Annotated in this window: 12 protein-coding genes; 8 read left to right on the top strand and 4 right to left on the bottom strand. The window is 63.2% G+C overall.

Going from position 1 to position 15100, the window contains the following annotated elements; all coding sequences use genetic code 11:
• Nucleotides 1-36 precede the first annotated feature (36 nt).
• On the top strand, nucleotides 37-1404 hold the full coding sequence (locus ACW4TB_RS16520) for an NAD(P)-dependent oxidoreductase (RefSeq protein ID WP_012313735.1): 1368 nt from the start codon (nucleotides 37-39) through the stop codon (nucleotides 1402-1404).
• Nucleotides 1405-2679, top strand: a complete 1275-nt coding sequence (gene preA, locus ACW4TB_RS16515; RefSeq protein WP_012313734.1) for an NAD-dependent dihydropyrimidine dehydrogenase subunit PreA — start codon at nucleotides 1405-1407, stop codon at nucleotides 2677-2679.
• 78 nt (nucleotides 2680-2757) lie between these two features.
• Here preA and ACW4TB_RS16510 read toward each other — a convergent pair whose 3' ends face one another.
• From ACW4TB_RS16510 to gnd, 4 genes are all read right to left on the bottom strand, one after another.
• Nucleotides 2758-3378: a TetR/AcrR family transcriptional regulator gene (locus tag ACW4TB_RS16510; RefSeq protein WP_012313733.1), complete on the bottom strand. Its 621-nt coding sequence runs from the start codon at nucleotides 3376-3378 to the stop codon at nucleotides 2758-2760.
• A gap of 120 nt (nucleotides 3379-3498) precedes the next feature.
• Nucleotides 3499-5295 carry a glycoside hydrolase family 15 protein gene (locus ACW4TB_RS16505; protein ID WP_279928484.1) on the bottom strand — a complete coding sequence of 599 codons (1797 nt, stop codon included), beginning with the start codon at nucleotides 5293-5295 and terminating at the stop codon, nucleotides 3499-3501.
• Between the two features lie 47 nt (nucleotides 5296-5342).
• Nucleotides 5343-6848, bottom strand: coding sequence for a glucose-6-phosphate dehydrogenase (gene zwf, locus ACW4TB_RS16500; RefSeq protein WP_012313732.1), 1506 nt, complete (start codon nucleotides 6846-6848; stop codon nucleotides 5343-5345).
• On the bottom strand, nucleotides 6845-7828 hold the full coding sequence (gnd, locus tag ACW4TB_RS16495) for a phosphogluconate dehydrogenase (NAD(+)-dependent, decarboxylating) (protein WP_012313731.1): 984 nt from the start codon (nucleotides 7826-7828) through the stop codon (nucleotides 6845-6847). Before gnd ends, zwf begins: the two co-directional genes overlap by 4 nt.
• A gap of 203 nt (nucleotides 7829-8031) precedes the next feature.
• On the opposite strand from gnd, the gene ACW4TB_RS16490 reads away from it, so the two are divergent.
• The 6 genes from ACW4TB_RS16490 to glgA all read left to right on the top strand — a co-directional run bounded on the left by ACW4TB_RS16490 (nucleotide 8032) and on the right by glgA (nucleotide 15091).
• Nucleotides 8032-8199: a DUF6026 family protein gene (locus tag ACW4TB_RS16490; protein WP_012313730.1), complete on the top strand. Its 168-nt coding sequence runs from the start codon at nucleotides 8032-8034 to the stop codon at nucleotides 8197-8199.
• A gap of 126 nt (nucleotides 8200-8325) precedes the next feature.
• Nucleotides 8326-8835 (top strand): sigma-70 family RNA polymerase sigma factor, encoded by a 510-nt coding sequence (locus ACW4TB_RS16485; protein ID WP_279928477.1) that lies wholly within the window; start codon nucleotides 8326-8328, stop codon nucleotides 8833-8835.
• Nucleotides 8832-9761, top strand: a complete 930-nt coding sequence (locus ACW4TB_RS16480) for a DUF4880 domain-containing protein (RefSeq protein WP_279928475.1) — start codon at nucleotides 8832-8834, stop codon at nucleotides 9759-9761. The genes ACW4TB_RS16485 and ACW4TB_RS16480 overlap by 4 nt, the downstream gene beginning before the upstream one ends.
• Nucleotides 9762-9825: 64 nt before the next feature.
• Nucleotides 9826-12153, top strand: a complete 2328-nt coding sequence (locus ACW4TB_RS16475) for a TonB-dependent siderophore receptor (RefSeq protein WP_279928473.1) — start codon at nucleotides 9826-9828, stop codon at nucleotides 12151-12153.
• A 13-nt stretch (nucleotides 12154-12166) separates the two neighbouring features.
• A complete protein-coding gene (locus ACW4TB_RS16470; RefSeq protein ID WP_254467473.1) occupies nucleotides 12167-12997 on the top strand; it encodes an alpha/beta hydrolase in 831 nt (276 codons plus the stop codon).
• Between the two features lie 534 nt (nucleotides 12998-13531).
• Nucleotides 13532-15091: a glycogen synthase GlgA gene (gene glgA / locus ACW4TB_RS16465; protein ID WP_012313725.1), complete on the top strand. Its 1560-nt coding sequence runs from the start codon at nucleotides 13532-13534 to the stop codon at nucleotides 15089-15091.
• Nucleotides 15092-15100 lie beyond the last annotated feature (9 nt).

The raw sequence follows: 15100 nt of genomic DNA, 5'->3' as shown, positions 1-15100 counted from the left end.
CACCTCAAGCCCGATAAAAAAAGAGAGGCTACAACCGTGATCGATGCCCTGAACCACTTGCCGCGCCCCCGGGCCGGCGCCGACCAGTTGGCCGAGCAATTCAGCGACCTCGCGCCGCCCCTCACCGCCCGCCAGGCAGCGGTGGAAAGCGCTCGCTGCCTGTATTGCTACGACGCACCCTGTGTCAATGCATGCCCCAGCGAGATCGACATTCCCTCGTTCATTCACCGCATCAGCGACGAAAACCTGCAAGGTGCCGCCGAGCGCATCCTTTCGGCCAACATCCTGGGCGGCAGCTGCGCCCGCGTGTGCCCCACCGAGATTCTTTGCCAGCAGGCCTGCGTGCGCAACAACGCCCAGGAATGCGCACCGGTATTGATCGGCCAGCTGCAGCGCTATGCCCTGGACAATGCAGGGTTCACAGAGCACCCGTTCAAACGCTCGCCAGCCACCGGCAAGCGTATTGCCGTGGTCGGCGCGGGCCCCGCCGGGCTGTCCTGCGCACATCGCCTGGCCATGCATGGCCACGAGGTAGTGGTGTTCGAGGCCTGCGACAAGGCCGGCGGCCTGAACGAGTACGGCATCGCCCGCTACAAGCTGGTGGACGACTATGCCCAGCGCGAAGTGGAATTCCTGCTCGGTATCGGCGGCATCGAAATGCGCCACGGCCAACGCTTGGGCGACAACCTGAACCTGACAGAGCTGCGCGATCAGTACGACGCGGTATTCCTCGGCCTTGGCCTGAACGCCATACGCCAGCTCGGCCTGCCTGGCGAAGAGGCGCCCGGCATGCTCGCCGCCACCGACTACATCCGTGAGCTACGCCAGGCGGATGATCTTTCGCAACTGCCACTGGCAGAGCGTTGCCTGGTGATCGGAGCCGGCAACACCGCTATCGACATGGCGGTACAGATGAGCCGCCTGGGTGCCCGCGATGTCAACCTGGTATACCGCCGCGGCTACGCCGACATGGGCGCAACCGGCCACGAGCAAGACATCGCCAAGGCCAATCAAGTGCGCCTGCACACCTGGGCCCGCCCCGACGCCGTACTGCTGGACGACGACAACCGCGTGCGGGGCATGCGCTTCGCCCGCACCGAATTGGCTGATGGCCGCCTGCGCGACACCGGTGAGACCTTCGAGCTGGCCGCCGACGCCATCTTCAAAGCCATCGGCCAACGCTTCGACGAACAAAGCCTCAACGACCCGCTAGCGGCGCAACTGGCCCGCGACGGCGAGCGCATTCGCGTCGACGAGGGCATGCGCACCAGCCTGCCGGGCGTCTACGCCGGTGGTGACTGCACCGCCCTGGGCCAGGACCTTACCGTCCAGGCCGTGCAACACGGCAAGCTGGCCGCCGAAGCCATCCATGCCCAACTCATGCTCAATGTGGAGGCTGCATAAATGGCCGACTTGTCTATCGTATTCGCCGGCATCAAGGCACCCAACCCCTTCTGGCTGGCCTCTGCACCACCAACCGACAAGGCCTACAACGTAGTACGCGCCTTCGAGGCCGGCTGGGGCGGCGTGGTCTGGAAGACCTTGGGCGAGGACCCGGCAGCGGTCAACGTGTCGTCGCGCTACTCGGCGCATTACGGCGCCAATCGGCTGGTGCAGGGCATCAACAATATCGAGCTGATTACCGACCGCTCGCTGGAAATCAACCTGCGTGAAATCACCCAGGTGAAGAAAGATTGGCCAGACCGTGCGCTGATCGTCTCGCTGATGGTGCCGTGCATCGAAGAATCATGGAAATTCATCCTGCCGCTGGTGGAAGCCACCGGCGCCGACGGGATCGAACTGAACTTCGGCTGCCCGCATGGCATGCCCGAGCGCGGCATGGGCGCGGCGGTCGGCCAGGTGCCGGAGTACGTGGAAATGGTCACCCGCTGGTGCAAGACGCACTGCGCGTTGCCGGTGATCGTCAAGCTCACGCCCAACATCACCGACATCCGCCAGTCGGCGCGTGCGGCTCATCGCGGTGGCGCCGATGCCGTGTCGCTGATCAACACCATCAACTCCATCACCAGCGTCGACCTGGACCGTATGGTTGCCCACCCGATCGTCGGTGATCAGAGCACCCACGGCGGCTACTGCGGCTCGGCGGTCAAACCCATCGCCCTGAACATGGTCGCCGAGATTGCCCGCGACCCACAAACGCGCGGGCTACCGATCTGTGGCATCGGGGGTATCGGCAACTGGCGTGACGCGGCCGAGTTCATTGCCTTGGGCAGTGGCGCGGTGCAGGTGTGCACTGCGGCGATGCTGCACGGTTTTCGTATTGTCGAGGACATGCAGGACGGTTTGGCGCGCTGGATGGACCAGCACGGGCACCAGAACCTCGAAGCATTCCGCGGCCAGGCCGTGGCGCACACCACCGACTGGAAGTACCTGGACATCAACTACAAATCGGTGGCGCACATCGACCAGGATGCCTGCATCGGTTGCGGGCGCTGCCACATCGCCTGTGAGGACACATCGCACCAGGCCATTGCCAGTACGCTGAAGGCTGACGGGACCCATGCCTATAGCGTGATCGAAGACGAATGTGTGGGCTGCAACCTGTGCCAGATCACCTGCCCGGTGGAAAACTGCATCGACATGGTGGCGCAGGATACCGGCAAGCCATACCTGAACTGGACGCAGGACCCGCGCAACCCCTACCGCGAAGCGAGCTGACGCCTGGGAATCGCTGGGGCCGCTTTGCGGCCCTTTCGCGACACAAGGCCGCTCCTACACGAAACCGCGATGCACTCATCAAGGCTCCAGGCCGATACCGCGCAGGATCACACTCGTCACCGTCTGTACCGCACTCTCGAACGCCAAGTCCGACAACGGCTCACCGCCATTGAGCACAGCCACCTGGTAACCGAAGTCGGCATAGTGCTGGGTCGAAGCCCAGATCATGTACAGCAGCGCCGAAGGCTCCACCGGGAGGATGCGCCCCTCCTCCACCCAGCGGCGAATCTTGTCTACCTTCAGCTTCGCCCAGGGCACCAGGCTGTCATCCAGGCTCACCCCAAGCAGCGGCGCGCCATGCAGCATCTCTTCGGCCCAGATCTTCGAGCCCAGCGGGCGTGAGCGCGAATGGCCCATCTTGGCGCGAATGTAGCTGGTCAGCACCACTCGCGGGTCGTCGAAGTTCTCGAAGCACAGCGCATCCTGTTTCCACACATCCAGCAGGTCCTGCAGCACCGCGCGAAACAGCTCATCCTTGGTGCTGAAATAGTAATGCAGGTTGGAGCGCGGCAGCTCGGCCTGTTCGGCGATATCACCCATGGACGTTGCGCCGTAGCCTTTCTCGGCGAACACCTTTTCTGCGGCCACGAGGATTTTCTCGATATTGCGACGGCGAATTTCGATCTTGTGGTTGGCCATCAGAATTGCGATGCCCTGACTGCCAGCCTATGGCGACGAACGCTCATGCGTATTCCTTGTCGATTGCTCTTGGCACTAGTCTACTCCGGTCATTTCGCTGAATACGAGTAGCCATGCCCTTCAACCACACTGGGCCCGATCCCTTGCCGGGCACTGCGCCCGGTGCAGGTTCAACGCCGTGTTGATGATGCCGATGTGGCTGAACGCCTGGGGGAAGTTGCCCAGCATGCGCTTGCCTGCCGGGTCGTACTGCTCGGCCAGCAGGCCCACGTCATTGCACAGCCCGGTCAGCTTCTCGTACAGCGCCTGCGCCTCACCCTGGCGCCCCAACAGCACATACACATCGGCCAACCAGAAGGAACACACCAGGAAAGTCCCTTCACCCGGCGTCAGGCCGTCACTGCAGCGGTCACTGTCATAGCGCATCAGTAAGCCGTTTTTCAGCAGGCGCTGCTCGATCTGTTCGAGCGTGCGCAGAAATCGCTCATCCTGGGCCGGCAGGAACCCGGTGAGGGCGATCTGCAGCAGGCTGGCGTCCATTTCGCTCGAGCCATAGGCCTGGACGAAATGCAGGCCTTTGGCATCGAGCCCCTGCTCACACACCTCACGGCGGATCTCATCTGCCACCTGCCGGTAATACTGCCCGCGCTCACTGCCCTCCTCGGTGGTCTCAGCCAACCCCGCCGCGCGGTCGAATGCGACCCAGGCCATGACCTTGGAATGCACGAAGTGCTGCCTGCCACCACGCACCTCCCAGATGCCTTCGTCCGGCTCACGCCAGATGCGCTCCAGGTAGGGCATGATCAGGCGGGAAATCGCCGCACTGCGTGGGTGCCTGGGCAATCCGCCCTTTATCGCCTGGGCCATGGCGTCGGCGACCTCGCCGTAGATGTCCAGTTGCCTCTGCTGAGCGGCAGCGTTGCCCACCCGCACCGGCTGCGAGTGCTCATACCCGGCCAGCCACGGCAGGGTGTATTCCTGCAGGTCTCGCTCGCCCGCCAGGCCGTACATGATCTGCATCTGCTCCGGGTTGCCGGCCACCGAACGCAGCAGCCACTCACGCCAGGCCTGCGCTTCGTCGAAGTACCCCAGGTTCATGAACGCCAGCAGGGTCATGGTGGCATCGCGCAGCCAGCAGAAGCGATAGTCCCAGTTGCGCTCATGGCCGATGCTTTCGGGCAGCGAGGTGGTGACGGCCGCAACGATGCCACCGGTAGGGGCATACGTCATGGCCTTGAGGGTGAGCAATGAACGGCGCACGCTCGCGCTGTAGGGGCCGACGTCCGGGCAGCGGGCGGCAAAGGCCTGCCACTGGCTGACGGTGTGCTCCAGGGCATGTTCGATATCGCAGTCGGGTTGTACCGGCAGGTGCGAAGGTTGATGCCGCAGGCTGAACACCTGGCGCTCACCGGCGCACACCCGAAAGCGCGCGACAGTGTGGTGGTCGCGGGCGTGCGAGGCCACCGTGCTGCACAGGATCAGCCGGTCGGGACCGGCGACGGCGCTCAGGGTCAGGGGGTCGAGCTTTTCCACCCAGGGTACGCTGCGGCCGTAGTCGAAGCGCATCACCAGGTCCATTTCAAAGTTGGTTTCGCCGGCAATGCCGTCGACGATGCGCACGACCGAATTGATGTCGTCCAGCGGCATGAAGTCCAGCACACGGGCGCGGCCACTGGCAGTCACCCAGGTGGTTTCCAGCACCATGGTATCTTGCTGGTAGCGCCGGCTGACATGCTCGATGGAGTCGCTGGGGGCCAGGCGCCAGCGACCGTTTTCTTCATTGCCCAGCAGCGCCGCGAACACGGCCGGGGCATCGAAGCGTGGCAGGCACAGCCAGTCGATGGAACCGTCACGGCTGACCAGGGCGGCACTGCGGCAGTTGCCGAGCAGCGCATAGTCTTCGATGTGGGCAGGCATTGGATCTCCTTAATGCAACTGTCTGGCCCACACAGTGGGCCGTGCGATCATCCCAACCGGTGCCACTCGCGCTTGTCACGGGTCAGCAACTCATTGCCAGCCTCTGGCCCATCCTCGCCCGCCGGGTACTCATGCACCTCGCCGTCCTGCGCCCAGGCATCCAGAAACGGCTGCACCGCACGCCAGCCGTTCTCGATGTTGTCGGCACGCTGGAACAAGGTCTGGTCGCCGGTCAGGCAGTCGTAGATCAAGGTCTCGTACCCCGTGGCCGGGGTCATCTTGAAGAAATCCTTGTAGGCGAACCCCAGCTCGACGTTTTCCATCACCAGTTCCGGGCCCGGGCGCTTGGCTTGCAGGTCGAACCACATGCCTTCGTTGGGCTGGATCTGGATCTTCAGGTAATTGGGCTTGGGCCGCTCCAGCTCGGATTCGCGAAACTGAGCATAAGGCGCAGGCTTGAAGCAGATGGCAATCTCGGTATCGCGCACGCTCATGCGTTTGCCGGTTCGCAGGTAGAACGGCACGCCAGCCCAGCGCCAGTTGTCGATCATCACCTTCAAGGCCACGTAGGTTTCGGTCTGGCTGTCGGCCGCCACCCTGTCTTCCTGGCGATACCCGGCCAGGCGCTTGCGGCCCTGCTTGCCCGCGGTGTACTGGCCGCGCACGGAGTTCTTCAGTGCCATCTTCGTCGACCAGGGACGGATAGCGCCGATCACCTTGGCTTTTTCGCCGCGCACGGCATCTGCGCCAAAAGCTGCAGGCGGCTCCATGGCAACCATCGCCAGCAACTGGAACAGGTGGTTGGGCACCATGTCGCGCAAGGCACCGGTGTGGTCATAGAACCCACCGCGAGTCTCGACGCCCACCGTTTCGGCGGCCGTGATCTGCACATGGTCGATGTAGTGGTTGTTCCAGAACGACTCGAACAAGCCATTGGAAAAACGGCTGACCAGGATGTTCTGCACCGTCTCCTTGCCCAGATAATGATCGATGCGGTAGATCTGCCGCTCGCTCATCACTTTGAGCAGGCAGGCATTGAGCGCCTCGGCACTGGCCAGGTCGGTGCCGAAGGGTTTTTCCACCACGACCCGGCGGTAGCCACCACCAGACTCGTCGAGCAAGCCGGCATCACCCAGGCGCTGGGCAACCTCGGGGAAAAAGCGTGGCGAGGTGGCCAGGTAGAAAATGGCGTTGCCATGGCTGGTCTTGTCGATGCGCTTGGCCAGCGCGGTATAGGTGGCCGGGTCCAGGAAGTCGCCGGTCTGGTAGTCCAGGCGCTTGGCCAGGCGCGCCCAAAGTTTTTCGTCCAGGCACTTGGCAGCGCCCTCGCCGCCCTTGTCGCGTTCACGCATGAACGCATGCAGACGCTCGGCGAACTCCTCGGCAGTGGCGGCATTATGGTCCACACCAACGATGCGCAGGTTGCGGTCGAGCAGGCCATCCCGGCCCAGGTTGTACAGCGCCGGCATCAGCAGGCGCTTGACCAGGTCACCGTTGGCACCGAACAGGAACAAGGTACAAGGGCCAGCTGCAGGAGTGGTCTGTTCGGTCATTGGCCTTTCTTCTCGACGTGGCCACCGAAGCCCAGGCGCATGGCCGAGAGGACCTTGTCGCCGTAGGTGCCTTGCTGCTGGCGTGAGCGGAACCGGGCGAACAGCGCGCTTGACAGCACCGGTACCGGCACGGCCTGCTCGACTGCTGCGTCGATCGTCCAGCGGCCTTCGCCACTGTCCGACACCGAGCCGCTGAACTGCGCCAGGTTCGGGTCGGCCACCAGGGCATCGGCGGTGAGGTCGAGCAGCCAGGAGGTGACCACGCTGCCACGGCGCCAGACCTCGGCGATTTCGGCGACGTTCAGGTCGAAGCGCTGTTCTTCCGGTAGCTCATCGCCGCCTTTGCTGCGCAGCAGGTCAAAGCCTTCAGCGTACGCCTGCATCAACCCGTATTCGATGCCGTTGTGCACCATCTTCACGTAGTGCCCGGCGCCGGGCGGGCCTGCATGGATGTAGCCATGTTCTGCGCGGTCGTGCTCACCTTCGCGCCCCTGGGTCCGCGGAATGTCGCCAACGCCCGGCGCCAGCGCCTTGAACAAAGGCTCCAGGCGCTCGAACACGTCTTTCTCACCGCCGATCATCATGCAGTAGCCACGGTCCAGGCCCCACACACCGCCAGACGTACCGACGTCCAGGTAATGCAGCCCTCGCTTGGCCAGTTCGGCGGCGCGTCGCATGTCGTCCTTATAGAAAGTGTTGCCACCGTCGATGATCGCATCGCCCGGCTCCAACAGTTCGGCCAGTTGCGCGATGGTCTGCTCGGTAGGTTCGCCCGCCGGCAGCATTACCCATACCGCCCGCGGTGCCTTGAGCTTCTGCACGAGTGCACCAAGGTCATGAGCACCTTGGGCGCCCTCGCCCTCCAGCCCGACGACTGCATCACGGTTACGGTCGTGCACGACCGTGCGGTGCCCGGCGCGCATCAGCCGCCTTGCAATATTGCCGCCCATGCGGCCCAGCCCGACGATTCCCAGTTGCATGAGCCGATGCTCCCCTTGAAAAAATGAATGACAACACAGTCCAGCGTTTCAGATTAGTCCAGCACACCGCCCGAGGGTTCAGCGACGAACGGCGAGACAACGTTAAACAAAAAAGTTCCAATGAGCAGTGAAAGAATTCAGAATGCCGCCGCGTGAAGCGACTACGCTTTGATTGTCACCAGCCAAAACCGCGAGGTGTTTACATGGGTACCTTGATGCCTGCCACTCCAACCCAGACCCTCTATGTCTCCGTGCGCCGTGATGAGCTGCGTAAATTGAAGGACGAACGCGATCAGCTGCGCCAGCAAGTCGCTCAGTTGCACATGCAACTGGAGCGGGCGCGCTCCGGCGATGAATCTGTAAGCCTCTGATTCATTCTCTCCCCTGGTGGGGGCGTTAACGCTCCCACACTGCTGGCCCCACAGAAAAAAGTTTGAATTGGGAACGATTCGCGTTTATCGTGCGCGCTTTCTCCTTTCACCTGGCCGGGGCGTTGCATGGCAGTGCATGAAACGGATGCGATCATTCCGCTTGAGGTCCTGTATGACGCCCAGCGCGGCTGGCTGCACAGCTGGCTGAAGCGTTCCCTGGGCTGCTCGCAGCAGGCCGCAGACCTGGCCCAGGACACGTTCGTACGCCTGTTGGTGCGCAACCAGCCGATCAGTACCCAGGCGCCCCGCGCTCTGCTGGTACGCATCGCCCGCGGCCTTGTGGTCGACCATTGGCGGCGCGACGCACTGCAGCGCGCCTACCTGCAAACCTTGGCGCAGTTGCCCGAGGCCAGCTACCCCTCCCCGCACCTGCGCCACGAGGCCATGCAGTGCCTCGAGCGCATCGCGCAAATGCTCGATGGCCTCAAACCCACCGTGCGCGACGCCTTCCTGCTATACCAGCTGGGTGGCCTGACCCATGCGCAAATAGCCGAACGGCTAGGGGTTTCCAGCCGCACGGTAGAGCGCCACGTGGCCAACGCGCTGCTGCACTGCTACCGGCTGTGCTTCGAGTGACCGCCGCGCCAGAGCGGCTGCCTGAAGCCATCGTGCGTACGGCCATCGAGTGGCAGATGCGCTTGCGGGCCAGCCCGGGCAATGTCGAGGTGTTCAGCCAGTTCAATGCCTGGCGGCTTTGTGATACACGGCATGAACTGGCCTGGCAGCGCATGCAGCAGGTCAGCGGGCACTTTCACAATGGGCATCTGCCCGATGCCACTTGCACGGCCGCTGTGCTGCGCCAGGCCGACATCGACCTGAGCCGCCGCCGCACCCTCAAGCTGCTGGGCCTGGGCCTGACAGCGGGCGGCGCCACGCTGCTGATCGGCACTGCGCCCCCCGCGTGGCGTAGTGACGTCACCACCGGTGTTGGCGAACAGCGGCAGTTGCGCCTGAACGGCGACCTCCAGTTGCAATTGAACACGGACAGCGCCGTTGACCTGCATGGCAGGGAAATCCGCCTGCGCAGTGGCGAAATGTTGGTCGATGGCGCCGACTGGCGCGTGCGCTGCCAGCAGGGCGTTTGCGACGGCCACCAGGCGCGTGCCGTGCTGCGCGAGCGCGATGGTTACAGCGAGTTGCACGTCGAGCGTGGTGAAGTGCTGGTAACTGCCGCTGCCGGCCGGCAGCGGGTGCAGGCTGGCAGCGGCCTCGCCCTCTACCCCACGCGACTGGCGTCTCTGGACGCCGGCGTTCTTGATCCGTTCGCCTGGAGCCGCGGCCTGCTGATCGTCAACGACATCCCCCTGGCCGACTTCCTCGCCGAGGCAGCTCGCTACCGCCGTGGCTGGCTGCGCTGCGACCCGGCAGTGGCCGACCTGCGCCTGTCGGGGGTGTTCCACCTCGACCAGCCGGGGGCACTGCTGGACAACATCGCCCACTTGCTGCCTGTACGTATCGACCAACGCACACGCTGGTGGGTACGTATTTCAACCCAGGCATGAAAAATCTGTCGGACTTCACGCGCTCATCCGGTTAGGGATGATCACCCCTTGAATGGATCGCTTCATGCTGCCTGCCCGACCGCCCCGCTGCTCCCGAACCTTGTCACGTGCCGTGTACCTTGCGTTGGCCCTGCACGCCGGTGGTGCGCTGGCCGCCACAGCGACCGCGCCGAGCATCCCGGCAGGCCCGCTGGGGCAGGCGCTGAGTGCCTTCGCTGAACGTGCCGGGATCACCCTGTCCTTCTCGCCGGAGGCCGTGCGCGGCCTGAACAGTCCCGGGCTGGCCGGTGGTGGCCCGCTGGAAGACGGGCTAAACCAACTGCTCAGTGGCAGTGGCCTGCAACTGCACAAGTCCAGCGCCGGTTATGTGGTGCTGCCCAGCCAGGGCGACGCCAGCTTGCAACTGGAGCCGATCAGCATCGACGCAACCGCCTCGCAAAGCGCCTTCGCGCCCGTCGAGGGCTACTTCGCCAGCAACGCCAGCAGCGCCACCAAGACCGACCGGCCCATCCTGGAAACCGCGCAGAGCATCAGCGTGGTCACCGCCGAGCAGATCGCCGACCGCAAGGTCGACCGCGTCGAGGATGCCGTGGCCTACACTGCCGGTGTACGGGTAGGAGCATCAGGCCTGGACCCACGTTTCGACATGATCAGCATCCGTGGCTTCGAAACCACCATGGGCGCGGACTTTCTCGATGGCCTGCGCCAACCCGGCAGCGGCTGGTTGTCGCTATACCAGACCGAAGCCTACAACCTGGAGCGCATCGAAGTGCTCAAAGGCCCGTCGTCGGTGATGTACGGGCAGATCAGCCCCGGCGGCATGGTCAACCGGGTCAGCAAACGCCCTGGCCTGCAGGCAAAAAACGAAGTGCAGATCCAGTCGGGCAACTACAACCACCAACAAGGGCAATTCGACCTGGGTGGCAAGCTGAACGAGTCCGGCGACCTGCTATACCGCGTTGTGGGTGTGTACCGCGATGCCGAAAACTATATCGAGCAGTTGAACAACGACGTGCGCCTGATCGCACCCTCGCTGACCTGGCAGATCGACCCAGACACCAGCCTGACCCTGCTGGCGCAATACCAGGAACGCGAGACAGCCGCCTCACCGATGCTCTACCAGCAGGGCGAGCACCTGAGCAATTTCTGGCAGGGTGACGAGTACTTCGACAAGCTGCAACAGCGCCAATGGACCTTTGGCTACGAATTCGAGCACATCTTCAACGACACCTTCAGCTTCCAGCAGAACCTGCGTTACGGCCAGGTCGATACCACCAACCAGTACCTGCAACCTTATCAGGAGCGCGAGGGGCACATTCTCGACCGCGATGCCATCGGTGTGTACGAAGACATGTCGAGTGTCTCGGCCGATACGCGCCTGGTCAGCCGTTTTGCGACCGGCACCCTGCACCACACCTTGCTGACCGGCGTGGACTACGGCTGGATCGACACCTCATTGCTGTATGCCAGCGGCCCGGCGCCGTCGATCGACCGCTTCGCGCCCGACTACCACCAACCTGTCGCCAAACCGGGTACGCCGCTGGCGGACGAAGATGGCCTGGAGCAACGCACCGGCCTGTACCTGCAGGACCAGATCGACCTCGACCGCTGGCGGCTTTCGGCCGGCTTGCGCCGCGACTTCGTGCATGTGCGGCGCAGCGACAACCTCAGCGGCATCAACCGCAAGACCAGTGATTCAGCCACCACTGGCTCGGTCGGCGCGCTCTACCTGTTCGACAACGGCCTGGCACCCTACGCCAGCTACGCCACCTCGTTCCAGCCACAGAGTGGCAGCGGTGCCTACAAACCCACCGAAGGCGAACAATACGAAGTGGGCTTGAAGTACCAGCCACCAGGCAGCGCAACGATGCTCACCGCCTCGCTGTACCACCTGACCCAGAAGAACGTGCTTACCCGCGACCTGGCCAACCCGATCAACAGTATCGCCACTGGCGAGCAGGTCTCCAAGGGCTTGGAACTGGAAGCCGTTTCCGATCTCAGCGACCGGCTGAAGATGACCGCCAGCTACAGCTTCAACGACCCCGAAGTGACTGAAAGCAACGATGGCAATGAAGGCAAGCAGCCACTGGACGTTCCCCGCCATCTTGCTTCTGTCTGGCTCGACTACCGCCTGCCGATGGGCGTAGGCGTCTCTGGCGGTGCCCGCTACACCGGCAGCAACTACGGCGATGCACAGAACACCGTGAAGAACGAAGGCTACACACTGGTCGATGCCGGCGTGCACTACGACTTCGGCGGCGGCCTGGATGGCGTTCGCCTGGCGCTCAATGCGCGCAACCTGTTCGACAAACGCTATATCAACTGCCAGCAGGGCTACTGCTACCGGGGTGAAGCGCGCAGCGTGGTCACCAGTCTGAGTTATCGCTGGTAAGGGGTGGATGAACATGCGCACATTAATGATTTGGCTGGGCACTGTGCTGCTTGCCAGCCTGGCCCACGCCGCGCCAGTGGCGCTGGATGGCACCGAGCAATGGTCGATGAAAAGTGCCGAGGGCCGCGAATACCGGATCATGATCAGCCTCCCGGAGGGCGATGTGCCCTGGACCGGCGGCTACCCGGTGATCTACCTGCTTGACGGTAACGCCTACTTCCCGGCGTTTCATGCCGCCAAGCGCGCTCAAGACCGGCTGCGCGGCGCGATACTGGTCGCCATCGGCTACCCCAGCGACACCCCACTGGACTTCGAACGCCGCGCCTTCGACCTGTCGCCACCGCAACCTGCCGAGCGCAACAAACCACCCCAAGGTGGCCAGGACCTGTTCCTGGACTTCATCGAAAAACGCCTGATGCCAAAGGTCAATGCCCGTTTCAAGGTCGATCAGGACCAGCGCAGCCTCATCGGGCATTCGTTCGGTGGCATGTTCGGCGTGTATGCACTGTTTACCCGACCGCAGCTGTTCCAGCACGTGATCGCCATCAGCCCGAGCCTGTGGTGGCGTGACCGCTACCTGATGGCCCATGAGCGTACATTCACGCGGCGTGCCCATGCCGGGCAGCTGGACCTGACCCACAGCAGCCTCACGTTGTTGATCGGTGACCGCGAGATGCCCCAGGAGATTCAGGATGCCCGGGCCCTGCAATTACGCCTGGAGGCACTCTCGCAGTACGGACTGCGCAGTGATTTCCAGCTCGAGGCTGGGGAAGATCACATGTCGGTGCCGTTCAGGGTGCCGACACGGGTCCTGGATGAGTTGATCAGTACCCGCAGGTTCTAGCTGCAGGTGTCGGCCTTTTCGCAGATCGACCTGCGAGAAGGCCAATATGGGTAAGCCCCACCACGCACCATAACGGTGCATGCACCCTTTTTCGCCACAAAATGGCCCCCCAAAATTTGCCTGCGCCCTCTCTTGGAACACCCCCTCTCAAAGCGAAGACACACGCCAACGTTTGCGTCTAACTCGCGTCATAACGAAAGTGACCAGTGGGTCACCCTTTTTACTTCCGGTCTCCTACACTCAGCTTTCGGCCCGCGATTTGCTCAGGGAAGAGGCGACATGAAAAAAGTCGAACTTTTGCAAAAGGCGACGGGTCAGGAACTTAAGTAGGCCAAAGCAATGGGGCACCCCTCGCTGCAGCCCGCTCACTCCTTCCAGACCAAACGCTTTCGGCGGGAATGCCGATCGCGCCGTGCCTGCGCGCACGACCTTGGGGCAAGGACCGCACTACGAACACACGAAACAGAGATAACCAGCACGAAATAAAGCAAACGGGTGCCAGCACTCGGCCACACCATAGGGACGGAGAGAAGTATGATCAGTGCCGCTGTCGAACCTCACGTAGATTCATTCAAACCGGAAAACCGCGAACCGCTCACACCGGATTTCGCCACGACAGTCAAGGCACCCGGCGCGCAGCGCCAGCACAACCCCAACAAACGCAAGATCCTGTTCGTCACCTCCGAAATTGCCGACCTGATCAAGACCGGCGGCCTGGGCGACGTTTCGGCTGCACTGCCGCGAGCATTGGCGCACCTGCACGATGTTCGTGTGCTGATCCCCGGCTACAGCCAGGTGATGGAAAGCGACAACCCCATTCATATCGTCGGCGAACTCGGCGGCCACGCTGCCCTGCCGCCGTGCAAGATCGGCCGTATGGACATGGCTGACGGCCTGGTCATCTACGTGCTGATCTGCCCCGAACTGTACCAGCGCGACGGCACACCCTATGGTGCCAACAACGGCCGCGACTGGCCCGACAACCACATCCGCTTCGCCCGGCTTGGCCTTGCCGCAGCCGAGATCGCGGCCGGTGAAGGCAAGATCCACTGGAAGCCCGAAGTGGTGCACGCCCATGACTGGCCCGCAGGCCTGGCCCCGGCCTACATGCACTGGCGCGGGCTGAGCACCCCGACCCTGTTCACCATTCACAACCTGGCCTACCAGGGCGTGTACAGCCGCGCCTGCAGCCCGGAGCTGGCGATCCCTGACCATGCAATGCAGCAGGAAGGCATGGAGTTCTACGGCAAGCTGTCCTTCCTCAAAGCCGGCCTGGCCTACTCCAGCCATATCACCACCGTCAGTGCCACCTACGCCCGCGAAATCACCACACCAGAATTCGGCTGCGGCCTGGATGGCTTCCTCGCCAGCAAGGCCCAGCAAGGCCTGCTCGGCGGCATCCCCAACGGCATCGACGAAAGCTGGGATTCGGCCACCGACCAGCATCTGCAGCACAACTTCAGCATCAACGACTGGGATGGCAAGGCGCGCAATGCTGAAGAAGTCCGCCGCCTGTTCGAGCTCGACTCCAGCGAAGGGCCATTGTTCGCCGTGGTCTCACGCCTGGTATTCCAGAAAGGCCTGGACCTGACCTTGGCCGTGGCCGACTACATCGTCGAGCAGGGCGGACAAATCGCGATCATCGGCCGTGGCGAGCCTGAAGAAGAGCAGGCCATGCGCGAACTGGCCCTGCGTCACCCTGGCCGTATCGGCGTGCGTATCGGTTTCAACGAAACCGATGCACGGCGCATGTTCGCCGGCAGCGATTTTCTGCTGATGCCCTCGCGTTACGAGCCCTGTGGGCTGAGCCAGATGTACGCACAGCGTTTTGGCTCGTTGCCCGTGGCGCGCAACACCGGCGGGCTGGCCGACACCATCGAGAACGGCGTCACCGGTTTTCTGTTCAACGAATCGTCCGCTGATAGCTACCGCGAGGCGCTGAGCCGTGCCTTCTATATCTACGGCAAGAAGGACTTGCTCAATGCCATGCGCTGCCTGTCGATGACCCAGCCGTTCAACTGGTGCCAGGCGGTCGAGCCCTACGCCCGTCTCTACGAGGACCTGGTCAAACAGGCACAGTTGAACCACTACTGAGCGGGGATT

The sequence above is a fragment of the Lelliottia jeotgali genome, assembly GCF_977070485.1.
The sequence above is the reverse complement of the archived record's forward strand: the minus strand, read 5'-3'. Positions and strand labels throughout refer to the sequence as shown.